Below are 26,060 nucleotides of genomic sequence, written 5' to 3'. Positions count from 1 at the left end.
GGTCAGCCCTCGGCTGGCCGGTCGCCGACGTTCGGCGATTCGAGCAGGTTGCGCAGCACCACCATCGCGGCACCGACGGCCGCGGCGCAGGAGACGTCGGCGGCGAGCTCCACCCGCACCTCGTGCACGTGGCGCATGAACACGGCCCGGTCCACTTCGTCCTGCAGCGCCTGGCGGTAGACCGGGCCGATGTCCGCGAACGCGTTGCCCACCAGCACGACCCGGCCGACGTCGAGCAGGTTCACCATGCTCACCACCGCGACCGCCAGCGCCCGCGTCGAGACCCCGATGAGCGCGCCCGCTTCGGGGTCGCCCGCGGCGGCCGCCGCGGCGACGCTCCGGAAGTCGGCGAGCGGATCGCCGACGAGGCCGAGGCGCGCGGCCAGTGCCGGGTCGCTGCGGGCGCGGTCGGTGACCGCGACGGGCCCGGCGACGCCGTCCACGCAGCCGCGGTTCCCGCACACGCATCGGGGGCCCTCGGAGTCGACGGAGATGTGGCCCAGTTCCAGGCCGTTCGAGGTCGCCCCGCGGTAGGGGCGGCCGTCGATGATGAGGCCCGCGCCGATGCCGCCGGACATGAAGACGACGGCGAAGTTCGGCTGCGGGTCCCCGGGCGTCTGCGCCCCGATGCCGGCCGCGGTGGCGTCGTTCTCGATGGCGACGGGCAGGCCGGTCGCTTCGGCGAGCGCCGCCGCGAGCGGGTAGCCCTGCCAGGCCGGGGTCGGCTGCGGGGTGAGCAGGACGCCCGCGTCGCGGTCCTGGGGTCCGTAGGTGGCGAGGCCGATGCCGAGCACGTCGGGGCGGGCGAGGCCCGCCGAGGCGAGGAGGTCGCGCACGAGGGCCGCGAATTCGGGGACGACGGCGTCCGGGTCGCGGCCGCCGGGCGCGGGCAGCTCGCGCCGGGCGACGACCGCTCCGGCGAGGTCGACGACGACGGCGACGGCCGCGTACGAGTCGAACTGGACGCCGACCATGTGGCAGGCCTTGGGCTGGAGTTCGAGGAGCCGCCGAGGCGTGCCACGCTGGGACCGGGCGGTCCCGACTTCGTGGACGAAGCCCAGGTCGATGAGTTTACGGACGGCGTTGGTGATGGTGGCGCGGGTGAGTCCGGTGGCTTCGGCCAGTTCGACGCGGCTGACGGTGGTGCGCTCGCGGAGGAGGTCGAGGACCAGGGCGACCGTGGGCAGGCGCGTGTCCGCGCCGAATGCTCGCAATGCAGTCTCCTGGTCCCTTGGGCGGCAGCCGGTTCGCACCACCCTACTGGAGGGGGTCAGCGCAGGTCGGCGGCGTCGAGCAAGGCGGTCACGGTGGGGACGAGGAAGCCGTCGAGGTGCTCGGCGCCGATGCCCGCGCGGGCGCTGGCGCCGTCGAAGACGAGGGTGAGCTGGCGGGCGAGCAGATCGGGGTCGGTCGCGCCGCCTTGTGCGGACTCGGCGCGGAAGAAGCCGGTCAGGCTCTCCTTGACTGCTCGCGCGACCCGGCTCGCGGGGTGGTCGGGGTCCTTCAGCTCGATCTCCGCCGAGAGGTACGGGCAGCCGCGGAACTCGGGGTCGGCCGCTTGCAGTATGACCTGTTCGAAGACGTGCAGGATCCGCTCGCGGGGCGCGTCCTTCTCGTCGGGGGGCAGGAGGCCCGCCACGTACGCGGCGGAGCGGCGTTCCAGGCTCGCGGCCAGCAGCTCGCCTTTGCTGGCGAAGAGCTGGTACATCGAGCGCTTCGACACCCCGGCGGCCTTGCAGAGCGCTTCGATGCCGATGCCGACGCCTTCGCGGTAGGTGAGCGCGGCGGCCGCCTCCAGGAGGCGGTCGCGGGAGTTCGGCTTCAGGTCGGTGGTCACCGTGCCAGGTTAGCTCGATTTCGCGACTTCGAAAACCGATCGGTTTCAAACACTTGCGGAATGCAAACCGATCGGTTTACCATTGAGAAAACCGATCGGTTTTCTATCGCACGACACCAGAGGAACAGCAGCAATGTCCAGCCAAGCGACGCCCACGATCACGATCCCGGGTACGACCAGCCACACGCTCGCCCCCCGCCGCGACGGCGAGGGCGAGCTCCGCTACCTCAAGGCCGGGCGCGGGGCGCCGCTGGTCCTCCTCCACACCGTGCGCACGCAGGCCGAGCACTTCCGCTCCCTCATCCCGCTGGTGTCCGACCGCTACACCGTCTACGCCCTGGACCTGCCGGGCATGGGCTACTCAGCGATCGTGCCCGGCGCGTCCTACGACGAGCCCGCGATGCGGGCCGGGGTCGAGCGCCTGCTCGACGAGCTCGACCTGCGAGACGCGACGCTGCTCGGGGAGTCCATGGGCGCGGTCCTGGCCGTGACCGCCGCGGCCGACCGGCCCGAACGGGTGCGGCGCGTCGTCGCGGTGAACGCGTACGACTTCCGCGGCGGCGTCGCCCGCTCGAGCCTGCTCGCCCGCGCCGTGGTCACCGGCGCCCTCGCCCCGGGCATCGGCCCGGTCGTCGCCGGGATCGAGCCCAAGCCCGCGCTCCGCAAGATCCTGCAAGGGGGCCTGGTCGACAAGGGCGCGCTCAAGGACGACTACTTGGACGAACTGCTCCAGGTCGGCACCCGTCCCGGCTACGCGGCCGTGGCCCGCGGCGTGTACCAGGCCCTCCCCAGCCTGATCGCGGCCCGCGCCCGCTACCGCGACGTCGCGGCGCCCGTCCACCTCGTCTACGGCGAGCGCGACTGGTCGCGGACCTCGGACCGCGAGGCGAACCGCTCGCTGCTCCCCGACGCCGAGTTCACCCAGGTGCCCGGGGCGGGCCACTTCATCGCCGTGGAACGGCCCGACGTGCTCGCCGAGCTGCTCAACGCGCACGCGCCCGCCGCCTGACGAAGACACCCGCGCACTCGCCACCGCCTGACCGGGAGCCGCTCGCTCCCGCCGTGATCCCGCGGCCGCCGTCTCCACTGGACAGGGACGGCGGCCGCGCCGCGCCCGGGTCCGCCACTAATCGGCGGGCCGTCCTCAGTGGCCGCGTGCCGCTACCCCTGGACGGCGGCCGTGCGGCCGCTCCGGACGGCGCGCATGGCGCGCTCGACGGTCTCCTCGTTCTCGCCGTAGGGGGCCACGTAGTCGATGACGGCGCGGGCGGCGTCCTCGCCGAGGGTCCTGGTGATCGTCCAGGCCGCCAGGTACTGCGAGGCCAGGCAGCCGCCCGCCGTCGCGATGTTCCCTTCGGCGTGGAAGGGCACGTCCAGGGCCTTGACGCCGCGGGCCTCCAGGAACGGGCGGGTCTTCATGACCCCCAGGTGGCCGAAGGCGCGTCCCGCGCGCTCCGGGAAGCCCGGTCCGCGGGGCTGCCGGTCTTCCCCGTCGTCCATGAGGCGATGCGTGAACGGCTCCATCCCGCGGCGGCGCCGCTCGGCGACGAGCCCGCCCTGGGCAAGCCCAGGCTCGGCGCGTTCGCCGGCACCGACCTGCACGCCCGCCTCCAGCAGGGCGGCATCGGCCGCGTCCTCATCGCCGGGGTCGCCACCTCGGGGACCGTGCTGTCCACCGCCCGATGGGCGTACGACGCCGGTTACGAGGTGGCCGTGTGTGCCGACGCCTGCGCCGACCCCGACGCGCAGGTGAACGCCGCGCTGCTGGACGAGTCCGTCCACCCGGACAGCTGGCTCGGCCTGTGGCGCATCGCCCGCGTCGTCGACTCGGCCGGAATCGCCGGGCTGCTCGGATGACGCCCGCCGACGCGGCGGCGGGAGCGGATCGCGGAAACGGAACGAACCGCCGCTGATCAGGCGATACTGATGAACGACGAATCCCTCCGGCAACGTCGGCGCCTGAACCGAACGGAGCCTCCATGGCGGATCTGGACTACGTCGCCCTGTTCGCGGCGATACCCACCCCGTGCGTGGTGATCACCCGGGAGATGGTGATCGTCGCCGCCAACCCGGCCTACACGGCGGCCACCGGCAAGTCGCCCGAGGACCTGGTCGGGCGGGAGATCTTCGAGGTCTTCCCCGAGAACGACCCCGAAGTGCACAGCGAACGGGACGTCCGGTCCTCGCTCAACCGGGTCATGGAGACCGCGCGGCCGCACACCATGGCCCTGCAGAAGTACGACGTCCCCGTCGAGGACGGCGGGTTCGAGGAGCGCTGGTGGTCGCTCATCAACGTGCCGATCCCCGGCCCGGACAGCCCGGTCGAATGGATCCTCATCAGGGCCGAGGACGTGACGGCGTTCGTCCAGTCCCGCGGGTTCCGCCACCCGCACACCCGGGTGCCGTCCAAGGCGATGGCGCTCGAGGCCGAGCTCTTCGAACGGGCCCGCGAGCTGCAGCACCTCAACCTCGAGCTCAGCGCCGCCAACCTCCGGGACCGCCAGGTGGCCGTCACCCTCCAGAAGGCCATGCTGCTGACGCCCGACCTCGAGAACCACACCGACGTCGCCGTGCGCTACCTGCCCGCCACCGAGAGCCTCAACGTGTGCGGCGACTGGTACGACGTGATCGACCTCGCCACCGGCCGCTTCGCGCTCGGCGTCGGCGACGTCGTCGGCCACGGCCTCGAGGCCGCCGCGGTCATGGGCATGCTCCGCAGCGTGCTCAACGCCGCCGTCCGCGCGCTGGAGCGGCCCGCCCACGCCCTCGAAGTCCTCGGCCTGTACGCGCGCACGATGGAGGACGCGCTCAACTCCACGGCCGTCGAGGCGATGGTCGACCCGGCGAGCAAGCTCATCATCTACAGCAACTCCGGCCACCCGCCCCCGATCCTGGTGCACCCGTCCGGGGAATGCGACCTGCTCGACCAGGTGCTCGACCCGCCGCTGGGCGCACGCCCGCAGCACGTCCCCTGCTCGCAGGCCGGGCACCCGTACGCCTGGGGCGACACGCTCGTGCTGTACACCGACGGGCTGATCGAACGGCGGGGCGAGGACATCGACGTGGGCCTGCGGCGCTTGTGCGAGACGGTGGCGCGCCACTCCGCGCTCGCGCCCGAGGAGCTGGCGGACGCGGCGCTGGCCGACCTCGGGGTGGCCGCCGGAGCGCACGACGACATCTCGCTGGTCATCGCCCGGCTGTAGACGGCGACCGTGGTCTCCGGTGCCCGCGTGCGGGCGTCGGAGACCACGGTCCTCCTCAGTGGACGGGGTGATTCGCCGCCGCCTCGGAGGCGGCGGAGCGCCGGGGCGTCAGGAGGCCCGCGACGATCGCGCCCGCGGCGGCGGCCGCCGCTGCCACGACGAAGCCGTCGGTGAAGCCGCCGAGGGTGTCGCCGATGAGGCTGGCCGCCGCCACGCTGGAGACGACCGCGGCGCCGATCGACGCGCCGAACTCGTGGAACGTGCTCACGAGGCCGGAGGCGACACCGGCCTCGTGCGGCGCGACCTGGCCGAGTGCCGTCGCCGACGCGACGACGAACAGCGCTCCGGTCCCGGCCCCGGCCAGCGCGACCCCGGCCGTCACGGCCGCCGGGTGCATCCACAGCGCGGGGACGGCGAGGCCCGCGGCCGCGACGAGCAGCCCGACGACGGCGAGCGTGCGGCCGCCGACGCGGGCGAGCAGCTTCCCGGTCGCGTTGGCGCCCAGCATGGTCGCGACCGCGACCGGCAGGAACAGCAGGCCCGTCCGGAGCGCGCCGTAGCCGAGGGCGTGCTGGAAGTAGAACGTGCCCAGGAAGAACCCGGCGATCATCAGGGCGGTCGCCATGAGGATGAGGAAGGTGCCGGTCGCCACCGGGCGGCGCACCAGCAGGCGCACATCCATGAGCGGGGACCGGGCGATGCGCTGCCAGAGGGTGAAGAGCCCGTACCCGACGATCGCTGCGAGTACGAGCAGTCCTGTCGCGGCCGAGGCCCATCCGCGTTCGCCGGCCCCGATGAGCGCGTAGATGAGCACCGCCGACGAGGCCGTCACCAGCAGCGCGCCGAGCACGTCGAGGCGGGCGCGCGGCGCGGTCGCAAGCCTGCCGGGCAGCATCACGGCGAGTCCGGCCGTGATGGCCGCGCCGATCGGGACGTTCACGAAGAACACCCACGACCAGCCGGGCCCGGCGGTGAGCAGGCCGCCCAGCAGCAGGCCGAGTGCCGCTCCGGCGCCGCCGAGCGCGGACCAGACGCCGAGCGCCTTGTGCCGCTCTTCGCCGTCGAACAGCGTCACGACCAGCGAGAGCGCGGCGGGCGAGAGGAGCGCCGCTCCGACGCCTTGGGCGATGCGGCCACCGAGGAGCATCTCGGTCGACTCGGCGAGGCCGGTCGCGAGGGACGCCGCGGTGAAGAGCAGCAGGCCTGCCAGGACGACGCGTTTCGCCCCGACCAGGTCGACGACGCGTCCGCCCAGGAGCATGAGTCCGCCGAAGGCCAAGGTGTAGGCGCTCACCGTCCAGGTGAGCGCTTCGCGACTGAGTCCGAGCTCGGTTTCGATGTGGGGCAGCGCGATCGCCACCACGGTGATGTCGACGATGAGCATCAGCTGGGCCGCGCCGAGGAGCCCGAGCAGGCGCCACCGCAGCGGGTGCGGCGCCGTCGGCGCTTCGTTGTCGGTCGTTGTCATGACCACCCTCCGGTGATAAGTCGTATGTTCGAGTACGAGTTACAACCGAGAGCTTAACTCGTATATTCCTGTACGAGATAAACTGGGGGCATGACTTCGCAGACCCGGCCCCGCCGACGCGCCGACGCCGAACGCAGCATCGCCCGCATCGTGGCCGCCGCCCGCACCTGCCTCAGCGAGGACCCGGACGCCACCATCGAGACCATCGCGGCAGCCGCCGAGGTCGGGCGCATGACCCTCTACGGGCACTTCAAGACCCGCGCCGACCTCGTCGACGCCGCACTCGCCGCCGCGATGGAGGCGGGCGAGGCGAAGCTCGCGACGGTCGACATGGAAGGCGACCCCGGCGAGGTCCTGGACCGGCTCCTGGCGTCGAGCTGGGCGCTCGTGGCCGAGTCCTCAGCGCTCCTCGAAGCGGCGCAAGGGGTCCTGCCCCCCGGACGCCTCCGCGAGCTCCACGCCGAACCGGCGAAGCGGATGGAGGACCTCCTGCGGCGCGGTCGGCGCGAGGGCGTCTTCAGGACGGACATGCCGCTCGCCTGGCTCGTGAGCGTCGTGCAGTACCTCCTGCACGGCGCCGCGGAGCAGCTGCGCGCCGGGACCCTCACCGAGCAGAACGTCGCCGAGGTCGCGACGGCGAGCGTGCGCTCAGTACTCCGCACGCCCGCCGACTGAGTTCGACCCCGGACCCCCGCCGCTCCGAGATGCCCGGGGTCGCGAATGCTACGGCGTCGCGCGGAATCCATAGGTCGCCCCGCTGAGCGCCTGGAACTCGGCGGTCGTCCCGGAGTCGAGCACCTTCGTGTTGGTCGTGCTGCCGTCGAGCACGGCCGAGCGGACGCCCACGTTCGCGACATGGTGGTTCATCGCCAGGTAGTTGCCGCTCCCCGACTTCACCAGGACGATGGTCGGCACCGCTCCCGAGGGGGTGATCGAGGAGGAGGGCACGTCGTAGGTGAAGTGGTTGCCCGTCACGGTGTTGCCGCTGCCGTTGACGTGCACCAGGCCGAACAGGTCGTCGGTCGTGAGCGGCACGCCCTGGAACGGGCCGAAGGACTCGCGGTTGCGCAGGAAATGGTTCGCGCCGACGAGGTTGTTGCGGCAGTCGCCTTCGAGGGTCACCATGCCGGACGAGAACGAGTGGAGGCGGTTCGCCGAGACCGTGGAGTCGTTGCAGTTCTTCAGGTGCACCGAGCTCTTGCCGCGCGGGAAGATGTTGTTGCCCGTCACGTTGAGTCCGAAGTGCCCTTCGGCGAAGACCGAGAACCCAGCGGGCCCCGCTCCGAAGTGGTTGCCGTTGACCATCGAGGCCTGCCCGGAGCCCACGAGTTCGACGCAGCTGCCGCACTCGGCGATGAAGTTCCCGTTGAGCTGCAACGCGTCCACACCGGTGAGCACGACACCGCGTTCGAGGTACACCATGCCCATCCCGGCGATCCGGAGCGAGTCGGTGTCGCTCGTGGAACGCACGCCGATCTTGCCGTTGCGGTAGCTGTTCTGGTTCGAGGTGAACGAGAGCCCGTCGAGGCAGAAGTCGACCAGTTCGATCGAGCTCAGGCGCGGTGAGCCGCCACGGTGGATGAGGATCGCCTCCGCGTTCCCGTCTGTGTTCTCGACCTTGATGCGGCTGCCGCCCGGCCAGACCTCCCACCAGCCGGAGGTGTCGCCGCTGTTGTAGCGGATGCTCGAGGAGGTGAACCCGTGCCCGGACCCCTTGATCTGCAGGTAGCTGACGTCGATGACGATCCGGGTCTTCAGCGAGTAGTCGCCCGGGGGGATGTAGACGACGGCGCCGGGCTTCGCGCCCTGATTGGGCTGGTTCGTCTTGATGTCGGCGATGATGCTGTTCACGACGGCGCCGATGTCGGTGTACGCGGTCGTGCCGGGGCTGCCGGGGATGGTCCAGGTGGTCACGTCGTAGATGGTCGAGGGCATGGTGGTCTCCCGCTTCGTCGAGGTAGATGGGGTTCGTGGGGGCTAGATGAGGCCGAGGAGGGTGCGGTGCGGCCGCTCCTGGGGTGCGGTCTCCTGCGCGGAGGGCGCTTCCGGTTCGGCGCTGGCCGCCCGGGGGGCGCCGAGGCCCGTCAGGACGCCGACGGCGCCGGCGGCGAGGAGGAGTGTGCGGCGGCTGGGGCCGGTCGGTGGGGAGGTCATGGCGCTCCTTCTTCATCGAGGGGAGCCAAATGGATTTGGCATCGTGCTGACCGATGCTAGGACCGTTCGTCGCCGCAGGTCAATGCGCCAAACGATTTTGGCGGAAGTTAACCGGTGTTTGGCATTGACACTCGCCCGCCACGGGTTGCAGACTCGTGCCAAGACGTTTTGTCAAAACGTTTTGTCACCCGCCCAGGTGGCCCCTCACGGGTAGCAGTGCTGCTACAAGAACGGAGTCGAAGTCATGTCGCTTCGCGATACCAGCGGTCGTGTCCGGACCGCATCCCTCGGAACCGCCGTGGTGACGGCGGGCGCGCTCGCGCTCACCGGCTGCGGCGCAGGCGGCGCCCCCGCCGAGGACGAGCTCACCGTCCTCGTCGAAGGCGGCGGGCTGGCGGAACTCCAGCCGATCGCCGACCTGTACGAGCAGGAGACCGGAACGACGGTCACGTTCGTCGAGCTGCCGTACGACGGCCTCTACGACCGCATCCAGTCCGAGCTCGGATCGGGCAGCGTGTCCTTCGACGTCGCCGCGCTCGATGCGATCTGGCTGAGCGCCTTCGCCGACGGCGTCACGCCCCTCGGCGACCTGTTCACCGACGACGTGAAAGCGGACCTCTTCCCAGGCCTGGTGAGCGAGGCGCAGGTCGGCGGCGAGTACGTCGGCATGCCGGTCTTCACCAACTCCGAGATCCTCTACTACCGCACCGACCTGTTCGAGGATCCGCAGAACCAGGCCGACTTCGAGGCGAAATACGGCTACCCGCTCGCGCCGCCGACGACCTGGGAGCAGTACCGCGACGCCGCCGAGTTCTTCACGCGCGACACCGACGGCGACGGCGAGATCGACCTCTACGGCACCGACGTCAAGGGCGCCGTGGAGACCGAGTGGCTCGCCACGGTCTCGCAGACCGGCGAGGAGCACATGGTCCTCGACCCCGACACCGGCGAGGTCACGATCGACGACGCCGAGCACCTCGCGGCGCTCGACTACTACACGAGCCTGCTGCCCTACGCCCCCGCCGGTGCAGCGCAGCTCGACTGGGCCGGAGCGCAGAACCTCTTCTACCAGGGGCAGCTCGCCATGATGCGGTTCTGGGGCCACGCCTACACCCAGACCCCGGCCGACTCCCCCGTCGCGGGCCAGATCGGCGCGGCCCCCATGATCGGGGGCGCGGGCGGCGTCGCGGGCGTGCCCGGCGCCTGGTACCTCTCGGCGCCCGCCGCGGGCACGAAGCAGGACCTGGCGAAGGACTTCATCGCGTTCGCCTACGAGCACAACGACCTCTCGATCGACACGTCGCTCGGCCTGGTCGCGCGCATCTCGGCGTTCGAGTCGCAGGCGGGCGTCGCGGGCAGGGAGAACTACCCCGCAATCCTCGAGACGCTCAACGCCCCGGCCACCCGCGCCCGCCCGGCGACGCCGCAGTGGCAGGAGATCGTCGACACCGTGCTCACGCCCATGCTGCAGAAGGCCGTCGAGCCCGGGGCGGACAACGCCGCCCTGCTGAAGGAGGCGGAGGCGCAGATCGAGGCGATCCTCCAGTAACCGCCGACCGCCCGCACCGGCGGCCGACCGCTCCGCAGCGGCCGGCCGCCCCGACCGACCAGAAAGACCATCCACTGTGCGTGTCTCCGATCGCCGGTTCGCCTTGCTGCTCATGGCGCCGGCAGCCCTCTTCCTCATAGCCTTCGTGCTCTGGCCGCTCATCCGGTTCGTCTCGAACGCCTTCTACGACATCTCGCCGATCGCGGGCGGCCCCCGCACCCCGGTCGGCCTCCAGAACTTCATCGAAGCGTTCGCCTCGGCCTCGTTCCAGGGCGCGTCGCTCCGCACCGTCGTCTACACGGTCGTCGTCGTCGCGCTCGAATTCGCGCTCGGACTCGCCGTCGCGCTCATCTTCGCGGCGCTGGGCCGCCGCTCGGCCGTGTTCCGCACGATCTTCATGTACCCGCTCATGATCGCCCCCGTCGTCGCCGGACTCCTGTGGCGGTTCCTGCTCATCGACAACTTCGGCATCCTCAACGAGCTCCTCTTCCGGGTCGGCATCCTCCAGAGCCCCAGCCAGATCGGCTGGCTGAGCGACCCGACGATCGCGCTCTTCTCCGTGGCCCTCCCGGACATCTGGCTGACGACCTCGTTCATCACCCTGGTGCTCTTCGCCGGACTCCAGACCATCCCGGGCGAGATCCTCGAAGCCGCCCGCATCGACGGGGCGCGGTACCCGACGATGCTGTTCCGGGTCATCATCCCGCTGCTGCGCCCCGTCATCGCCGTCGCGCTCATCGTGCGCGGCATCGACGCGGCCCGCGCGTTCGACATCATCCTCATCCAGACCAACGGCGGCCCGCAGGAGAGCACGACCACGCTCAGCCTGCTCATCTACCGCACCATGACCCGCTACGGCGACATCGGACTGGCCAGCGCGATGGGCACGATCTACCTGATCGGGATGCTCCTGGTCGCGGCGGTGGCCGTCTCCATGATCTGGCGGCCGGGGGAGGCGCGATGAACGGCATCGAGACCCGCAAGCGGTCGACGAAGGCGATCCTCGGCGTCCTGCTCGCCGTGATCCTGGTGCTGTACGGATTCCCGTTCGCGTACCTGCTGCTCACGTCGTTCAAGCCTCCGAGCGAGGCGATCGCGGTGCCCCCCACGGTGGTCCCGGACGCGTGGACGCTGGAGAACTACGTGGCGGCCCTCGCGAAGGAAGGCGTCGCCCCGGCGCTCATCAACAGCGTGATGACGGCCGTGCTCAGCACGCTGATCTCCCTGGTGCTCGCGGTTCCGGCGGCCTACGCGGTCACCAGGTTCCGCACGCCGAGCGGGCGGGTGTTCGTGCTCGCGGCGCTCGTCACCCGGATGGTGCCGACGATCGCGATCGGGGCGCCGCTGGTGGAGACCATGCGCGCCTTGGGGATCAGTGACACCTCGTTCGCCCTCGCGATCGCCCACACGACGATCTCGCTGCCGCTCTCGATCTGGCTCATGGCGAGCTTCTTCGAGGCGGTCCCTGAAGAGCTCGAGGAGGCCGCGAAGATGGACGGCGCGTCGCGGCTCGGGGCGCTGTGGCGGGTCGTGCTGCCGGTGGTGTCCGGCGGCCTGGCGGTGACGGCGATCTTCGCGTTCCTCGCCTCGTGGAACGAGTTCCTGTTCGCGCTGCTGCTCACCTCGGTGCGCGCGCAGACGACGCCGATCGTGATCGCGAACTTCCAGACGCAGTTCGGGCTCGACTGGGGCGCGATGACGGCGCTCGCCGCGGTGTACTCGCTGCCGGTCATCCTGCTGACCCTCACGCTCCAGCGCCACATCGTCGCGGGCCTCACCCTAGGCGCGGTGAAAGGTTGACTTCCTCCCTTCCCTGAGGGGAGGGGATTCCGGTGGTCGCCCACCGGGTTTCCTGTTTCATCGACAGTTGCACTCACCCTAGGAGGGATCGTGTCTGACACCGTCTCCGCAGGCGTTTCGACTGTCCGCCAGCCCGGCGGCCAGAATGTTCTTCGCGGCGTTCACGTCCCGGTCTTCGGTGTGCCCGCATGGGCATGCGAAAACACGGACATGCAACGGCATGCTGTCTTTCAATATTCCACAGGCCGAGCAGGTTTTCGACGACGGGAAGAACCGGTCGACGGCGACCAGGTCCCGGCCGTACCACTCGGCCTTGTATTCGAGCATGCGCCGAAACGACGCCCACGAGGCGTCGGCTATGGCGCGGGCGAGCGTGTGGCTGGCGAGCATCCCCCGCACGTGCAAGTCCTCGACAGCGATCGTTTGGTTTTCGCGAACCAGTCGAGTGGTGAGCTTGTGCAGGTGGTCGTGACGTCGGTCGGACACGCGCGCATGGGCGCGGGCGAGACTGATCTGGGCTTTGCGGTAGTTGGCCGAGCCCCGCTGTTTGCGCGACAGGTCTCGCTGCCGCTTGCCGATCGTGTCACGGCCACGCCGTTCGTGGCGCGGGTTGGTGATGTGCTCGCCGGTGGAGAGAGTGAACAGGGCCGAGATTCCAGCGTCGACGCCGACCGCTTCGGTTCGTTTCGGAAGCTCGGCGATGTCTGCTTCCACGAGGAGGGACACGAACCAGCGACCGGCACCGTCCCGCGACACGGTCACCGTCGACGGCACCGCTCCGTATGGAAGTTCACGAGACCAGCGGATCTTCAAGGGCTGGTCGTGTTTGGCGAGTGTGAGCTGGCCGCCGCGCCAGCGGAACGCGGACTTGGTGTACTCGGCCGATCCGGTCAGGACGCGTTTCTTCTTGAATCGCGGGTAGCCGGTCTGGCCTTTGAAGAACGTCGAGAAGCCCTTCTGGAGGTGCCGCAGGGTCTGCTGCAACGGCACGCTGGAGACCTCGTTGAGAAAAGCGAGGTCGCTTCGCTGCTTCCATTTGGTCAGCATGGCCGAGGTTTGTGTGTAGGTGACCGACTCCTTACGTCGGTACCAGGCTTTGTGCCGGTAGTCGAGTGCCTTGTTGTAGACCAGGCGGGCGCATCCGAAGGTGCGGGCAAGCTGCTCAGCCTGCTCGCTACTCGGGTAGCACCGGAACCGGTAGGCCCGGTGACGCACTTGGACACTCACATTTCACATGATACGTACCAGTTTTGCAAGTTGGGCTCCGGTGTGGGCAGGCGGCGACGTCTTCGCCGGTCCCTGACCTGTTCCGCAGGAGTCCGTTTCCTCCCCGGCCTGAACACCGGGGTGTCCACGGAGGAACGAAGATGAACGGACGCGATCCGATGCGAGAGAGCAGGAGACCACAGTGGCCGTGAACGGTGTCGGCATCCGAGACGTGGCCCGGTTGGCGGGCGTGTCCATCACCACGGTGTCCCACGTCCTCAACGACACGCCGCAGACGCGGGTCTCCGCGGAGACGCGGGCGCGTGTGCGCGAGGCGGCGGCCCAGCTCGGCTACGGGCCCAACCGGGCGGCGCGCACGTTGCGCACCAACCGGTCCGGGCTGATCGGGCTGCTGAGCGAGGAGATCGCGACGACCCCGCACGCGGGCCGGATCATCCTCGGCGCGCAGGACGCGGCCCGAGCCCACGACCTGACGCTGGTCATCGTGAACGCGGAGCGCGAGTCGAACGGCGTCTCGCACGAGGACGACGTCAGGACGCTGATCGACCGGCAGGTCGAGGCGATCCTGTACGCGACGATGTACCACCGCCAGGTGTCCGTCCCGGCGAACCTGCGCGGCGTGCCCGCTGTGCTCATCGACTCGACCGACCGGGACGGCGTCGTCCCGGCGGTGGTCCCCGACGAGGTGGGAGGCGCGGTCGCCGCCGTCACGCACCTCGTGGAGGCCGGTCACCGGCGCATCGGCTTCCTCAACAACGACGACGACGTGCCGGCCACGCATGAGCGCCTTGTCGGCTTCAAGCGGGTGCTGCACCAGCACGGCATCCCTGTCGACGGGAGCCTGGTCCTCCAGGCGCCCTCGGAGACTCTGCCCGGGTACGCGCTCGCGCGGGAGGCGCTCGACAGGCCCGACCGGCCGACCGCCCTGTTCTGCTACAACGACCGGATGGCGATGGGCGCCTACCGGGCCGCGGCCGAGCTGAGCCTCGACATCCCGAATGATTTGTCCATTGTGGGCTTCGACAACCAGGAGCTCATCGCCGCGAACCTGTTCCCCGGACTCACCACGGTCGCGCTGCCGCACTACGAGATGGGCGAGTGGGCCGTCGAGAAGCTCGTGCACCTGCTCAGCGGGGACGCCGAGGACACGGCCGCCCCTGACGGCCCGACCCGCCTCCCCTGCCCGTTGATCGTCCGCGGTTCGGTGGCCGCGCCCCGAGAGCCACGAAAGGCCTGACAGCATGCTTCGACTCGCCGCATCCTGGGTGTGGGACTTCTGGTTCGCCGACGACGGCGACCGCTACCACCTGTTCTTCCTGAAAGCGCCCCGGGCGTTGCTCGATCCCGACCGGCGGCACTGGAGGGCGACGATCGGCCACGCGACCTCCACCGACCTGACGAACTGGACCGAGCACGCCGACGCGGTCGTCCCCGACGACTCCCCCGCGTTCGACGACCTCGCGACCTGGACGGGGTCGGTCGTCCGCGGCGACGACGGTATGTGGCGGATGTTCTACACGGCGGTCAGCCGCGCCGAAGGCGGGCTCGAGCAGCGGATCAGCTCGGTCGTCTCCCCAGACCTGTTCACCTGGCGGCGCGAGCCCGACCGGCAAGTGCTCGAACCGGACGCCCGCTGGTACGAGACGGCCGCGACACGGCAGTGGCCGGACCAGGCGTGGCGCGACCCGTGGGTGTTCCGCGACCGGGACGGCTGGCACATGCTGACCACCGCCCGCGCGAACCACGGAGCGGCCGACGACCGGGGCGTGATCGGGCACGCGACCTCACCGGACCTGGTCGACTGGACCGTCCGGCCCCCGCTGTCCGAGCCGGGCGCCGGGTTCGGTCACATCGAAGTGGTCCAGACCGCCGTCGTCGACGGCACCCCGGTCGGGCTGTTCTCGTGCCTGGGTTCCGAACTGGCGCAAGGCCGCCGGGACGGCGACCCGGTCGGCGGGGTGTGGGCCTTCCCGATCGGCTCCATGACGGGCCCGTTCGCGCTGGAGGAGGCGTACCGCATCACCGACGAGCGCCTCTACGTCGGCCGGCTGGTGCAGGACCGCAAGGGGCAGTGGTGCTTCCTGGCGTTCCGCAACGAGGACGAGCACGGGAACTGGATCGGCGAGATCACCGACCCGCAGCCGGTGCGGTGGGTCGACGGCCGACTCGAAATCGACGGGAACCGGGAAAGGGGAACCGCCATGCCGTCCTCCAACTACTACGACGTCACGCAGTGGCCCGTCGGCGACGCGGCCGAGGACGTCGGCGAGGTCATCAACAGCATCATCGCCGACATCAAGAGCCGCCAGAAGGCCACGGACGAGCACGACGGCGGCAAGCCCGGCGCCGTGATCTACCTGCCTCCCGGGGACTACCGTCTGCGCACGCAGGTGCTGATCGATATCAGCTTCCTGCGGATCGAGGGCGCCGGGCACGGGTTCACGTCGTCGAGCATCCGCTTCAACGTCCCCGAGGACGAGTGGCCGGACCTGCACGAGCTGTGGCCCGGAGGCAGCCGCGTCCTCGTCGACCTGCCTGCAGGAGAAGAGGAGTCGGCGGGCGCGGCGTTCTACGTCGCGCGCGGCGGGAACCCCCGGATCAGCTCGGTCGAGTTCGCGGACTTCTGCATCGACGGGCTGCACTTCGACTCGGACGGGTCGGCGCTCCACCCGGAGAACACCTACGTCAACGGCAGGACCGGCGTCTACGTCGCGGACGCCAACGACTCGTTCCGCTTCAACGGCATGGGCTTCGTCTACCTCGAACACGCGCTCACCGTCCACAATGCAGACGCGCTCTCGATCCACGACAACTTCATCGCCGAATGCGGCAGCTGCATCGAACTGCGCGGCTGGGGCCAGGCCTCCAAGATCACCGACAACCTGATCGGGGCCGGTTTCAAGGGCCACTCGATCTACGCCGAGCACCACGGCGGACTGCTGGTCACCGCGAACAACGTCTTCCCCCGCGGAGCGAGCAGCGTCCGCCTCAAGGGGGTCACGAGGTCGAGCGTCACCAACAACCGGCTGCACTCCTTCTACCCCGGGATGGTCGTCCTGGAGGCGAGCTCGGAGAACCTCGTCGGTTCGAACCACTTCCTGCGCGACCACGAACCCTGGGCCCCCTTCTTCGGCGTCGACAACGGACTCGACGACGACTTCGGGCTGCTCGCCATCAGCGGCAGTGACAACTCCGTCATCGGGAACCACTTCTCCGCGATCGTCGACGCCGACAGGATCCGCCCGGCAGGAGAAAAGCCCGTCATCATCCGCCTGAAGGCAGGTGAGGCGAACTACGTCGCCACCAACCACGTCGTGGCGAAGGACGTCCGCGGCGAGACGAGCGACTCCGCCTACGAGTCCCAAGTGGATGCGCTCCTCGCGACCGACACTGCCAAGCGCCTCCCGGTCACCACGGTCAAGGTCGACCCGGAGTCGAAGCGGAACACGGTCCTCGATTCGGGGACCGAGCAACAGGTCAGCTTGGATGCCGCAGCGAACACGCTCCGGGCCACCCCTGGCAGTCCTGTTCAGGCGTAACGCGGCGGCTCCGGCGAGCCGATCACGCCCGCGAGGCGGTCAGGCGTCCTCTTTGAGCGCCTCGCGGCGGCCCTCTTCGCGGGCCTCTTCGAGCTTGCCTTCCAGGCGTGTCCGGGCTTTGCGGCGACCCCGCAGGCTCGACACGACCAGGAGCGCGATCCCGGCCAGGGTGAGCAGTTGCGGCCACGGGACGGCCCAGAACCCGGCGTCTGCGGTCACGGGCTCGATCGCGGTGCCTTCGCCTTCGCCGACGACTGTCGGCGTCACGGTGACGGAGCCGGGCACGAACACCAAGGGCCACACGTCGTCCACCGTCACGGTGAACGTCCGCCGGTCCCCCGGCAGCAGTTCCTGGTCGATCTCGTCCGGGCCCGGGAAGGCGACTTCCCGGCCGCCGACCGCCACGGCCCCGGTCACGAGGAGACGGGCATTGCCGGTGTTCACGACCTCGAACGTCACCTGCGCGGCTCCCGGCGAGAGGGGATTCCACGACAGGTCGAAAGTGGACGAAACCGCCTCGACCGAGGCCGCGGGCGCCAGTTCGCCGGTCACGCGGGTCATCACGCGGAACCCCACGCGGGACTCCACACCGACCGTGGCGCCGTCCTCCCCGACCTGCTCGGAGAGGACCGAGGCGGCGATCCCCGCCGCGTGGTCGCCCGGGGTCGCGTTCTCGGGCACCGTGGTCGTGAACGGCACGATCACGGTCTCGTCCGGGCCCACGGTCACCTCCTCCTGCACCGCGATCCACAGCCCCGAGTCGACGGACTCCTGGTCGGAGGGCAGCATGCTGAAGCGGCCGTTCTCCTGGAAGTAGCCGTCGGCGGCGGAGAGGCGGAACGTCACCTCCTCGCCGGACAGGTTGCGGACCGCCATGTGCTCGGTCGCGGTCTCGCCCGGGTCGAGTTCCTGTTCGACCCAGGCCCGGCCGTCCTCCCCCGCCTCGTCCGCCGGGCGCACCGACCACGTCACCGTGCCCGTGTCCTCGGCCGACTGCGCGGCGGCGGGAAGCGCGGGTCCGGAGACGACGAGGAACGCGGCGGCGACGGCGCACAGGACGCGCACCGCCCGTGCGGGAGTTGAGGGAAGCATCATCGGCCTTTCCCGAGATCGTTCACTGGCGGGCGGGTGCCGCGAAGGGCCGGCACCCGCCCGATCGGTCCTATTCGAACAGCGACAGCGTGATGTTCGAGGTGTACGTGCCGGGCTCGACGTCCGCCGGGACCTGCAGCGTCAGGGTCGCGTTCGCTTCCCACGACCCGATCGCCTCTTCGCTCGTGAGCGCCATCGCCAGCAGTTCGCGGCCCTGGAGGCCGACGTTGTTCGGGGCCTCGTCGGCGTCCAGCGCCGGAGCGACGTCCGGGCCCACGGCGACGACGCCGGAGCCGTCGTCCACGAGCGACGGCGACCAGCCCAGGTTCTCCGAGCCGATCGGCTCCTGGCCCGCGTCGCCCGTGAAGCTCGAAGCCGTGCCCTCGACCCACCAGAACGCGCCGTCCGGGATCTCGTCGGCGGTCCGCGTGTCGGTCACCGTGACCGTCGGCAGCTCGCCCGTGAACTGGCGGACCGTCTCCGTCGAGCCGTTCTCGGACAGCGTCGTCGTGGTGCCCGCGACGCTCATCGCCAGGACACCCGGGTCGATGTCCTCGATCGTCACGTTCACGTCCACATCAGAGCCGGTGCCGACCTGCTCCTCTGCCCAGGCCGCAGCCGCCACGCCCGCCAGCATCGCGCCGCCGAACGCGGCGAGCGACACCCGCTTCACCATGCCACGATTCATATCGAGACCTCTCTTGGATCCTTTTCGGAGGCGACCGTCGCCCTCCTGACCGGACGACGCCGCGTCGTCCGGATGCCCTGTCGGCCTCGGGGCCGGCGGGGCGGGCGGCGGCCCTGGGCCGCCGCCCTCCGCGTCTCAGCCGCAGTTCACGGCCGCGAAGGCCGCTTCCCGCACTCCGGCGGCGCCCGCCGCCGTCGCGGTCACGCTCACCGAGCCCGCCGCGACCTGCGCCACCCTGGTGGTGAACCCGCTGGTCGACGTGCCGCCCGCGGCCAGCGAGTTGATCGTCTTGTCGCCGTAGGGGGTCGACACGACGAGGGACACCGGTCCGTCGCTCTGGTTCTGGACCGACACCGTCAGGACGACCTTGCCTGCCACGCAACGCGAGCCGGTCGCCACCGTGAACGCCGGTCCCGGTGAGGGCACGGGCTGCGGTCCGACGCTCGACAGTGTCGGGACGACGGGCTGGAACAGGCCGTCCTGCCCGATCTCGAGCTTGTCGATCGTCGTCTCGCGGTGGGTGCCGTCGCCGCCCGAGAGCGCGAAGCGGTGGTACGCGATGTACCAGTCGTCCGTGCCGGGCACGTTGACGATCGAGCTGTGGCCCGTCCCCTTGATGCCGAGCGACGTGTCCTTCTGGAGGATCACGCCGCGGTAGGTCCACGGCCCGTCGATGCTCGTCGCCGTCGCGTACCCGACGCGGTAGTTCTCCGAGCCGGTGTCGTCGATGGAGTAGGTCAGGTGGTAGACGCCTTCGCGGTAGTTGAGGAAGACGCCCTCGCGGAAGTCGGTCAGGCCCGAGATCCGCTTGTAGGTGCCCGCTTTGACCGACACCATGTCGTCGTTCAGCTCCGCGATGACCGGGCCGCTCGTGGGACTGCCGTTGCCCCAGGCGATGTAGTACTTGCCCGAGACCGGGTCGTGGAACGCGGCGGGGTCGATCGCCTGGCCCGACGTGACCGATTCGTTGTTGAGGATCATCGCCGTCGGCTGCGCCGTGAACGGCCCTTCGGGGCTGTCGGCGACCGCGACGCCGATGGTCTTGCGGTTCAAGGCCGTGTTGTGGCCGCTGAAGTAGAAGTAGTACTTCCCGTCCCGCTCGATGATGGTCGGCGCCCACGCGTTGCCGCTCGCCCAGGGGACGTCGCCGTTCGCGCCGTCCAGGGTCAGGATCGGCTCGTCGGAGCGCGTCCAGTCGACCAGGTCCTTCGAGGACCACACGTAGAAGTCCTTGCCGCCCCAGCCGGGGTAGCCGTCGGTGGTCGCATAGATGTAGTAGGTGTCGCCGAACACGGCGATGTTCGGGTCGGCGTAGAGCCCTGGCAGGACGGGGCTGTTCACGACCTGGGCCGAGAAGGTCCAGGTCGTGGTCGATCCGCCTGCGGTGACCGCGTACTGGACGGGCGCGGACAGGTCCACTGTGGTGCCCGACGCGGGCGATGCCGTCGCGCCCGTGGCGGTGGTGAACGTCGGCGCGAGCACCGTGACGTCGGTTCCCGGGACGACCGGGAGGACGACCGTGCGCGCCTCGGCGTCGACGAGCGGCGCCGTCGCGAGCGCGGCGGGGTTCGCGAGCGACACGTCGGTGACCGCCCCGGTCGCGCCGGCCTTGTCGAGGACCTCGGCGGAGCTCAGCGCGCGGTCGTAGACCGCGAACGACCGGAACTTGCCCTTGAAGCGGGCGTCCTGCTCGTAGAGCGAGCGGCCGAGGTAGTTCGCCCAGGTCTCGCCACCGGAGATGTCGCCGGGGTCGACCGTGACGCCGGTCTTGGTCGCGACGAGCACGCCGTCGAGGTACAGGCGGGCCGTCTCGCCCTGGAGCGTGTAGGTGAGGTGCGCCCAGCGTCCTCTGGGGAGCGCCGAACCCGAGCTCGCCGTCTGCTCCGCGGTGTACGAGCTCGTCGTGATGCTCGTGCGGTACGAGCCGTTGCCGGTGGTGAAGAGGTACCCGCGCCCGGCGCCCGCGGCGTCGGTGTTGCCGAGGCCCCAGATGAAGTAGCTGCCGGACTGCGCGGTGTCGACCCACACGTCGGCGTCGACCGTGATGTCGGTCAGGCCCGCCATGAGGTCGTCGGGCAGGTCGACGTAGTCGTCGGTGCCGTCGAACTGGAGCGCGCCGTCGGACCAGGTCGCGCCGTTGATCGTCGCGTCCCGTCCGTTGCCGGAGACGTCGGTGAGGGTCGTGCCCGCGCCGTCGGCGAAGTCGTAGCGCACGACCTCTCCGTCCTCATTGGATGCGATCGGCGCGCGGCCCTCGTAGAGGCCGGCCAGTTCGGCGGCCGTCACCGGGATGACCGTGCCGTGGCGCGGACTCGCGGGGAGGTCGTAGTCGGAGGCGACAGTCCATCCGCCGCTTGCGATGTCGTCGGTGGTGAGCGGGATGTAGCCGCGCCCGCCGTACTCGTCGACGAAGAGGTAGTGCCTGCCGCCGCCGTTCACGTCGCCGGGGTTGGACTGGAAGATCGAGGGGCCTTCGACCGCGCTCGTGCCGGCGTCGCGGCCGATGCAGGAGTCGATCATGGTCCACTCCGGGAGCGGAGCGCGCAGGGAGGCCGAGGACTCCTGGATGATGTCGGAGCATCCGGTCGTCCCGGCGCCCTCGTCCTTGGTGAAGCGGTAGTACGTGCCGTCGTGCAGGGTGACCGTGGAGTCGATGCGGGACATGCCGTCCTGCCAGATCTGCGGCTCGCTGAAGGTGACGAAGTCGCGCGTCGTCGCGTACATCATGCGGTTGTACGTGCTGCCCGCGTGGGCGGTGTCGCTCGCCTCGTACAGCTTCGACGCCCAGAACACGACGTACGCGCCGAGCTCGGCGTCGTAGTACGCCTCGGGCGCCCACGTGTTGCCTGCAGTCTCGGGCGAGACGAGCACGTGCCGCTGCGCCGACCAGTTCACGAGGTCGTGCGACTCCCACACCTCGAGGTACCGGCTGCCCTGGCGCTGCGAGGCGTCCCAGGTGGTGCCCGAACCGATCGAGAGGTCGGTCGCGATGAGGTAGAACGTGTCGCCCTCAGGCGAGCGGACGATGAAGGGGTCGCGCAGGCCCTGCTCGCCGTACTGCGAGGACAGGACGGGGAGCCCGCCGTTCAGCTCGTTCCATTTCAGGGCGTTGTTGCCTTCGCTCGCGGCGAAGTGGATGTTCTCGCCCGCGACGCTGTTGCCGGTGAAGTACGCGAACGCGTAGCCCTCGTACTCCTCCTGCTCGTGGGCGGCGCGCACGGTGAGCGCGAATTCGCGGGTGAGGCCGCCTGCGGTCGCAGTCAGGACCACGTGCTGGTCGGACGTGCCGCGCGTGACGGCACCGGGCGCGACCGCGCCGCTGGCCTGCGTCGAGACGACGCCCTCGGACGACGAGGTCCACGTGATCGCGTTGCCGTGCACCGGACCGGCCTCGGGAAGCGCGATGTTGCCGCGGATGTCGTCCGCGTTCGGGATCGTGATCGCGTCGAGGTCGGCCTGGAAGTCGGCCGCCCCGGTCGCGGGCACGGTGGCGGTGAACTCGCGCGTCGCCGTCGCGGAACCCTTTGCGGCCGTGGCGGTGAGCGTGACCTGGGCCGTGCCGCTCGCGGGCCGCGTCACGCGCCCGGTGTTCGAGATGACGGCGGCGTCGCTGGTGGCCCAGGTGATCTGGGAGCCGTTGGGCGCCGCGGTCGGCAGCGTGAGGTCGGTCGTCACGTTCGAGAGGTCGCCGAGGGCGATCGCGGCGGCGTCGCGCTGCGCCTTCACCTGGTCGGAGGGCTGGAGCGCCGCGACCTCGGCGGCGGTGAGCGCCGTGTCGTAGACGCGGAAGTCGCGGACGCTTCCGGCGAGGTACCTGTCGGAGGCGTAGTTCGAGCGGCCGATGTAGTTCGCCGTGGTCGTGCCGCCGCCGATCTGCGCGGGCGTGACCGTGACGCCGGTGTTCTGCGCGACCTGGACGCCGTCGAGGTAGACCGTGGCGGTGTTGCTCGCGTCGTCGAGCGTGTAGGTGATCGTCTTCCACACGCCGCGTGCGAGGTTCGCGCCGCTGGTGGTGTTCTGCTCGCCCGACCAGTTGCCCGTCGTGATGGCGGTGCGGTAGGCGTTGCCTGTCGAGAACAGGTAGCCGGTGCCGGAGCTGGAGGACGCGGGGTTGCCGAGGCCGTAGATGAAGTAGGGCGTGCCCTGCTCGGCGCGCACGAGCACTTCGGTGCTCACCGTGATCGAGGTGAGCCCGGCCAGCAGGTTGTTCGGCAGCTTGATGTGGTCGTCGGCGCCGTCGAGGCGGACGCCCTCGCCGCCGGTGGGCGTCGCGCCGCCGACGATCTGGGCGTCCCGGCCGTTGCCCGAGCTGTCGGCGGCGACCGTGCCGGTCGTCTCGTCGAGCGCGTAGTGCGCCACGAGATGGTCCTCGGCCGCGGCCTGCGCCGGGCTGACGCCCGCGACCGCGAATGCGGATGCCGTTGCGGCGGCGAGGAAGCGAAGCGTGAAGCGGCTCGCTCGGGATGGCGCGTCCATGCGCTCTCCTTCGAGGGACTTGGCAACAGCATTGTTACCGGTATCAGATATTAACGGGAGTGATCCTCAGGAAACAAGAGGAGCGGACCGGCCCCTGCCGCAGAGGCCGGTCCGGAGGGTCAGCCGCAGCTGGCGGCGGGGTAGGCGGCTTCGAGGGTCGCGCCGTCTGCGGTCGCGGTGACCGTTCCGGCGGGGATGGCGGCCTGGCGGGTGATGAACACGACGGACGCGCTCGCACCGGGCGCGAGACCGGTGATGCCCTTGTCCCCGTAGGCGGACGCCAGCGCGATGTCCAATGCGGCGGTGCCGGTGTTAGTGGTCCGGACGACGAGGGACGCCTTGCCCGCGACGCACCGGACGGAGGCGACCACGGTCAGCGGCGCGGTCACGGTGACGCTCGCCGTGACAGGTGCGCGCGAGTCGTCTTGCGCGACACCGGTGACGGTGAAGGTGCCGGGCTGCGCGTACTGCGCCGGGTCGATCGCGTCCCACGCCACGGCCACGTCCTGTTCGGAGCCGTCGGCTTTGGTGAGGTGCGCGCCGGGCAGGACCGGAGCGGTTCCGGCCTTCGTGGTGACGGCGATGTCGGCGGCAGCGGTCACCGCGAGGTCGGGTGCGAAGGCCTGGAGCACGGTCTCGTACTCGGCGCGGGTCACCGGGATGACGGTGCCGTGGCGGGGCTTGCCGCCGTCGGCGTTCTCCGGCAGGTTCTCGCGCAGGGTGGATCCGACCGGCTCCCAGGCGTTGCCGTCGGCGATGTCGTCGGTGGCGAATGGGATGTAGTAGTTCGGTCCGGCGTGGTAGGAGGGCTGGTCGATGAAGAGGTACCACTCGTAGCCGTTGACGTCGCCTTCGTTGGCGGGGAAGACGCTCGGGCCTTCGCCTTGGGTGAAGGTGCCGCCGGGTTCGCCGTTGGGGAGGCCGGTGGCGACCTGGTCCTTGACGAGGGTCCATTCGTCGGCCGCGCCGGTGGTGCCGGGGAGGGTTCCGGTGACGGTCGCGAGGAGGTCGTCGGAGCGCTCCTGGCGGATGGTCATCGAGCCTTCGTCCTTGATGAACCGGTAGTAGGTGTCGCCGACCTGGGCGATGGTGGCGTCGATGGTGCCTCTGCCGGTGCCGCGCTTGACGTCGACCCAGGGCTTCGCTTCGGAGAAGTGGACGAAGTCGTCGGTCGTCGCGTACATCATCCGGTTGTAGGTGACGGCGGTGCGGTCGGAGGCGTCGGTGGTGTCGTAGAGGTTCGAGGCCCAGTAGACGACGTACGTGTCCAGCTCCTCGTCCCAGTACGCCTCGGGGGCCCAGGTGTTGCCCGCGTAGTCGCTGGAGACCTTGACGTGGCGCTGCTCGGACCAGTTGACGAGGTCGTTGGACTCCCACACTTCGATGTAGAGGGAGCCGCTGCGCTGGGCGGTGTCGAAGCCGCCCGCGAGTCCGGCGACCTTGAGGTCGGTTGCGAGCATGTAGAAGCGGTCGCCTTCGGCGGAGCGGATGATGAAGGGGTCGCGGAGGCCTTGGGTGCCTTGGGTGGAGGTGAAGAGCGGCTGGCCGTCGTTGAGGGTGTTCCAGCTGAGGGCGTCGTTGCCGCGCGAGGCCGCGAGGCTGACCTGCTCGGCGCCGTCGCCTTCGCCGGTGAAGAACGCCCAGACGTAGGCCTCTTCCTCGGCGCCCGCTGCGGGCAGGGGCTGGAGGGTCAGCGCGATGTCGCGGGTGCGGATGGCGTCGCCGATGCGGGCCGTCGCGGTGACGGTGACGTGCACCGGGTCTTGGCCTGCGGCGGGGCGGTCGACGACGAGTGTCTGCGTGCCGTCGGCGGTGCCCTCGCGCAGGGTGAGGGGGGCTCCTGCGGGGAAGGTCCATGCGATCGCCGCGCCGTTCGCGCCGGAAGTCGGGACGGCGACGTTGGTGCGCACGTCGTCGGCGGTCGCGATGGTGATCGCGGCGAGGTCGGCGTCGGCCTTCTCGGTGTCGGTGAGGTCTTCGGGGACGATCACGGTGTACGCCTTGGTGCGTGTTTCGCCTGCGGCCGTGAAGGATGCGGTCAGGGTGACGGTGGCGTCGCCGGTTCCGGGCGCGGGCCGGGTGACGTTCGCGGTGCCGTCGTCGATGGTGATGGCGTCGCCGTCCGAGGTCCAGGTGATGGCCGCGCCGTAGGCCGTGGTCGGGAGCGCGAAGTCGGCGTCCACTGTGGTCGGGAGGGAGACCGAGGCGACGGCGCGGTCGAGCGCCCCTTCGGCGTAGAGCGACTGCGCGTCGGCGGCGCTGAGGGCCGAGCCGTAGACGGCGAGGTCGTCGAAGTCGCCCGCGAAGAACGCGTCCTTGTAGGTGGAGCGGCCGAGGTAGGCTACGAGGCTCGCGCCGAAGCTGGAGAGGTTCCGGGCGATCGTGTGCTCGGCGGCCTTGGCGCCGTTGACGTAGAGGGTGAGCTTCCCGTTGGTGCCGTCGATGACGGTGGTGTAGAGCGCCATGCCGTCGGGCGTCCTGACCCCGGCGGTCGGCGTTCCGGTCGCGCCCGCGCCGATCTCGGTGCCCCACGGGGCGGCGGCGTTCGTCGTGTTCGTGACGACGGACTTGACGTAGCCGCTCGGGTTCGCGGGGTTGAGGAGCCAGTACCCGCTGGAGAAGGAGGCCCCGGAGGCGACGGGCGCGCCGATGAAGGCGGCGGCGACGTTGCCCGGGCCGGAGCGGTCGGACACCCAGGCGGACACGGTGACGTCCGTGCGTCCGACCAGGTCGGCCGTCGGGATCTCGACGTACGCGGCGGCGCTCGTCGAGGAGCCGCCGGGGAGCGAGAGCACGCCGTTGTCGAAGGCCGCGCCCGACTGGCGCAGCGCGCCGTCGTTGCCGTTGCCGGTCTCGTCGGTGATAGTGACGCCGTCTGCGGGGGCCGCGTCGAAGGAGTAGTGGAGGAGCGGCGCCGCGTCGATAGCGTGCGCGGGGGCCGCGGTGACGGCGAGGCCCAAGGTCAGTGCGGCGGTGACGCCGATGGCGGCAAGACGGGTCTTCAAGGAGCTGCCTCTCGTCGTTGAG

Annotated in this window: 19 protein-coding genes and 2 pseudogenes; 10 read left to right on the top strand and 11 right to left on the bottom strand. The window is 70.4% G+C overall.

The window, feature by feature from the left end; all coding sequences use genetic code 11:
* Window positions 1-2 precede the first annotated feature (2 nt).
* The gene (locus tag ACGGCP_RS13050; RefSeq protein ID WP_392965258.1) at window positions 3-1,214 is read right to left on the bottom strand and encodes an ROK family protein; all 1,212 of its coding nucleotides are present in this window, start codon (window positions 1,212-1,214) and stop codon (window positions 3-5) included.
* Window positions 1,215-1,270: 56 nt separating this feature from the next.
* Entirely contained in the window at window positions 1,271-1,837 is a 567-nt protein-coding gene (locus tag ACGGCP_RS13045) for a TetR/AcrR family transcriptional regulator (protein ID WP_392965255.1), read from the bottom strand.
* A gap of 133 nt (window positions 1,838-1,970) precedes the next feature.
* Between ACGGCP_RS13045 and ACGGCP_RS13040 the strand changes: the two genes are divergently transcribed.
* Window positions 1,971-2,846: an alpha/beta fold hydrolase gene (locus tag ACGGCP_RS13040; protein ID WP_392965253.1), complete on the top strand. Its 876-nt coding sequence runs from the start codon at window positions 1,971-1,973 to the stop codon at window positions 2,844-2,846.
* 152 nt (window positions 2,847-2,998) lie between these two features.
* Here the strand turns inward: ACGGCP_RS13040 and ACGGCP_RS13035 are convergent.
* Window positions 2,999-3,256 (bottom strand): annotated as a pseudogene (locus tag ACGGCP_RS13035) (AraC family transcriptional regulator); the annotation flags it as partial.
* On the opposite strand from ACGGCP_RS13035, the gene ACGGCP_RS13030 reads away from it, so the two are divergent.
* Window positions 3,197-3,694 (top strand): cysteine hydrolase family protein, encoded by a 498-nt coding sequence (locus tag ACGGCP_RS13030; RefSeq protein WP_392965250.1) that lies wholly within the window; start codon window positions 3,197-3,199, stop codon window positions 3,692-3,694. The pseudogene ACGGCP_RS13035 and the gene ACGGCP_RS13030 sit on opposite strands and share 60 nt — an antisense overlap.
* 122 nt (window positions 3,695-3,816) lie before the next feature.
* Complete coding sequence (locus ACGGCP_RS13025; protein WP_392965248.1) at window positions 3,817-5,040, top strand: PP2C family protein-serine/threonine phosphatase; 1,224 nt, start codon at window positions 3,817-3,819, stop codon at window positions 5,038-5,040.
* A 55-nt stretch (window positions 5,041-5,095) separates the two neighbouring features.
* On the opposite strand, the gene ACGGCP_RS13020 is transcribed toward ACGGCP_RS13025, so the two are convergent.
* Window positions 5,096-6,508 carry an MFS transporter gene (locus tag ACGGCP_RS13020; RefSeq protein WP_392965245.1) on the bottom strand — a complete coding sequence of 471 codons (1,413 nt, stop codon included), beginning with the start codon at window positions 6,506-6,508 and terminating at the stop codon, window positions 5,096-5,098.
* Window positions 6,509-6,598: 90 nt separating this feature from the next.
* Between ACGGCP_RS13020 and ACGGCP_RS13015 the strand changes: the two genes are divergently transcribed.
* Window positions 6,599-7,183: a TetR family transcriptional regulator gene (locus tag ACGGCP_RS13015; protein ID WP_392965243.1), complete on the top strand. Its 585-nt coding sequence runs from the start codon at window positions 6,599-6,601 to the stop codon at window positions 7,181-7,183.
* A 48-nt stretch (window positions 7,184-7,231) separates the two neighbouring features.
* Here the strand turns inward: ACGGCP_RS13015 and ACGGCP_RS13010 are convergent, their stop codons facing one another.
* A complete protein-coding gene (locus ACGGCP_RS13010) occupies window positions 7,232-8,443 on the bottom strand; it encodes a NosD domain-containing protein (protein ID WP_392965240.1) in 1,212 nt (403 codons plus the stop codon).
* Window positions 8,444-8,485: 42 nt separating this feature from the next.
* Window positions 8,486-8,662: a hypothetical protein gene (locus tag ACGGCP_RS13005; RefSeq protein WP_392965238.1), complete on the bottom strand. Its 177-nt coding sequence runs from the start codon at window positions 8,660-8,662 to the stop codon at window positions 8,486-8,488.
* 244 nt (window positions 8,663-8,906) lie between these two features.
* Between ACGGCP_RS13005 and ACGGCP_RS13000 the strand changes: the two genes are divergently transcribed.
* From ACGGCP_RS13000 to ACGGCP_RS12990, 3 genes are all read left to right on the top strand, one after another.
* Entirely contained in the window at window positions 8,907-10,211 is a 1,305-nt protein-coding gene (locus ACGGCP_RS13000; protein ID WP_392965235.1) for an ABC transporter substrate-binding protein, read from the top strand.
* A gap of 76 nt (window positions 10,212-10,287) precedes the next feature.
* A complete protein-coding gene (locus tag ACGGCP_RS12995) occupies window positions 10,288-11,175 on the top strand; it encodes a carbohydrate ABC transporter permease (RefSeq protein ID WP_392965232.1) in 888 nt (295 codons plus the stop codon).
* Window positions 11,172-12,011, top strand: a complete 840-nt coding sequence (locus ACGGCP_RS12990; RefSeq protein WP_392965229.1) for a carbohydrate ABC transporter permease — start codon at window positions 11,172-11,174, stop codon at window positions 12,009-12,011. Before ACGGCP_RS12995 ends, ACGGCP_RS12990 begins: the two co-directional genes overlap by 4 nt.
* Before the next feature lie 78 nt (window positions 12,012-12,089).
* On the opposite strand, the gene ACGGCP_RS12985 is transcribed toward ACGGCP_RS12990, so the two are convergent.
* Window positions 12,090-13,238 carry an RNA-guided endonuclease InsQ/TnpB family protein gene (locus ACGGCP_RS12985; protein WP_392965227.1) on the bottom strand — a complete coding sequence of 383 codons (1,149 nt, stop codon included), beginning with the start codon at window positions 13,236-13,238 and terminating at the stop codon, window positions 12,090-12,092.
* A gap of 181 nt (window positions 13,239-13,419) precedes the next feature.
* Here ACGGCP_RS12985 and ACGGCP_RS12980 point away from each other — a divergent pair, with 181 nt between their 5' ends.
* The 3 genes and pseudogenes from ACGGCP_RS12980 (at window position 13,420) to ACGGCP_RS12970 (ending at window position 16,777) form a co-directional block, all read left to right on the top strand.
* Complete coding sequence (locus tag ACGGCP_RS12980) at window positions 13,420-14,475, top strand: LacI family DNA-binding transcriptional regulator (RefSeq protein WP_392965224.1); 1,056 nt, start codon at window positions 13,420-13,422, stop codon at window positions 14,473-14,475.
* 4 nt (window positions 14,476-14,479) lie between these two features.
* Window positions 14,480-15,118 (top strand): annotated as a pseudogene (locus tag ACGGCP_RS12975) (glycosyl hydrolase family 32); the annotation flags it as partial.
* A gap of 321 nt (window positions 15,119-15,439) precedes the next feature.
* The gene (locus tag ACGGCP_RS12970; protein WP_392966297.1) at window positions 15,440-16,777 is read left to right on the top strand and encodes a NosD domain-containing protein; all 1,338 of its coding nucleotides are present in this window, start codon (window positions 15,440-15,442) and stop codon (window positions 16,775-16,777) included.
* A 39-nt stretch (window positions 16,778-16,816) separates the two neighbouring features.
* Here ACGGCP_RS12970 and ACGGCP_RS12965 read toward each other — a convergent pair whose 3' ends face one another.
* The 4 genes from ACGGCP_RS12965 to ACGGCP_RS12950 all read right to left on the bottom strand — a co-directional run bounded on the left by ACGGCP_RS12965 (window position 16,817) and on the right by ACGGCP_RS12950 (window position 26,038).
* Window positions 16,817-17,872: a WxL protein peptidoglycan domain-containing protein gene (locus ACGGCP_RS12965; protein WP_392965221.1), complete on the bottom strand. Its 1,056-nt coding sequence runs from the start codon at window positions 17,870-17,872 to the stop codon at window positions 16,817-16,819.
* Between the two features lie 67 nt (window positions 17,873-17,939).
* A complete protein-coding gene (locus tag ACGGCP_RS12960) occupies window positions 17,940-18,545 on the bottom strand; it encodes a hypothetical protein (RefSeq protein ID WP_392965219.1) in 606 nt (201 codons plus the stop codon).
* Between the two features lie 147 nt (window positions 18,546-18,692).
* A complete protein-coding gene (locus ACGGCP_RS12955) occupies window positions 18,693-23,033 on the bottom strand; it encodes a family 43 glycosylhydrolase (protein WP_392965216.1) in 4,341 nt (1,446 codons plus the stop codon).
* A 119-nt stretch (window positions 23,034-23,152) separates the two neighbouring features.
* On the bottom strand, window positions 23,153-26,038 hold the full coding sequence (locus ACGGCP_RS12950) for an immunoglobulin-like domain-containing protein (RefSeq protein ID WP_392965213.1): 2,886 nt from the start codon (window positions 26,036-26,038) through the stop codon (window positions 23,153-23,155).
* Window positions 26,039-26,060: the final 22 nt, after the last annotated feature.

It is taken from the genome of Glycomyces sp. NPDC048151 (assembly GCF_043202775.1).
GTDB lineage: Bacteria > Actinomycetota > Actinomycetes > Mycobacteriales > Micromonosporaceae > Glycomyces.
Note: the sequence above shows the minus strand (reverse complement) of the source record. Positions and strands in the feature narration are given on the sequence as shown.

Bases quoted from the DNA above. Each gene is read 5' to 3' on its own strand.
- ACGGCP_RS13005 (WP_392965238.1), bottom strand. From the start codon at position 8,662: ATGACCTCCCCACCGACCGGCCCCAGCCGCCGCACACTCCTCCTCGCC.
- ACGGCP_RS13025 (WP_392965248.1), top strand. From the start codon at position 3,817: ATGGCGGATCTGGACTACGTCGCCCTGTTCGCGGCGATACCCACCCCG.
- ACGGCP_RS13000 (WP_392965235.1), top strand. From the start codon at position 8,907: ATGTCGCTTCGCGATACCAGCGGTCGTGTCCGGACCGCATCCCTCGGA.
- ACGGCP_RS13020 (WP_392965245.1), bottom strand. From the start codon at position 6,508: ATGACAACGACCGACAACGAAGCGCCGACGGCGCCGCACCCGCTGCGG.
- ACGGCP_RS12965 (WP_392965221.1), bottom strand. From the start codon at position 17,872: ATGATGCTTCCCTCAACTCCCGCACGGGCGGTGCGCGTCCTGTGCGCC.
- ACGGCP_RS12955 (WP_392965216.1), bottom strand. From the start codon at position 23,033: ATGGACGCGCCATCCCGAGCGAGCCGCTTCACGCTTCGCTTCCTCGCC.
- ACGGCP_RS13015 (WP_392965243.1), top strand. From the start codon at position 6,599: ATGACTTCGCAGACCCGGCCCCGCCGACGCGCCGACGCCGAACGCAGC.
- ACGGCP_RS12970 (WP_392966297.1), top strand. From the start codon at position 15,440: ATGCCGTCCTCCAACTACTACGACGTCACGCAGTGGCCCGTCGGCGAC.
- ACGGCP_RS12960 (WP_392965219.1), bottom strand. From the start codon at position 18,545: ATGGTGAAGCGGGTGTCGCTCGCCGCGTTCGGCGGCGCGATGCTGGCG.
- ACGGCP_RS13040 (WP_392965253.1), top strand. From the start codon at position 1,971: ATGTCCAGCCAAGCGACGCCCACGATCACGATCCCGGGTACGACCAGC.
- ACGGCP_RS12990 (WP_392965229.1), top strand. From the start codon at position 11,172: ATGAACGGCATCGAGACCCGCAAGCGGTCGACGAAGGCGATCCTCGGC.
- ACGGCP_RS13010 (WP_392965240.1), bottom strand. From the start codon at position 8,443: ATGCCCTCGACCATCTACGACGTGACCACCTGGACCATCCCCGGCAGC.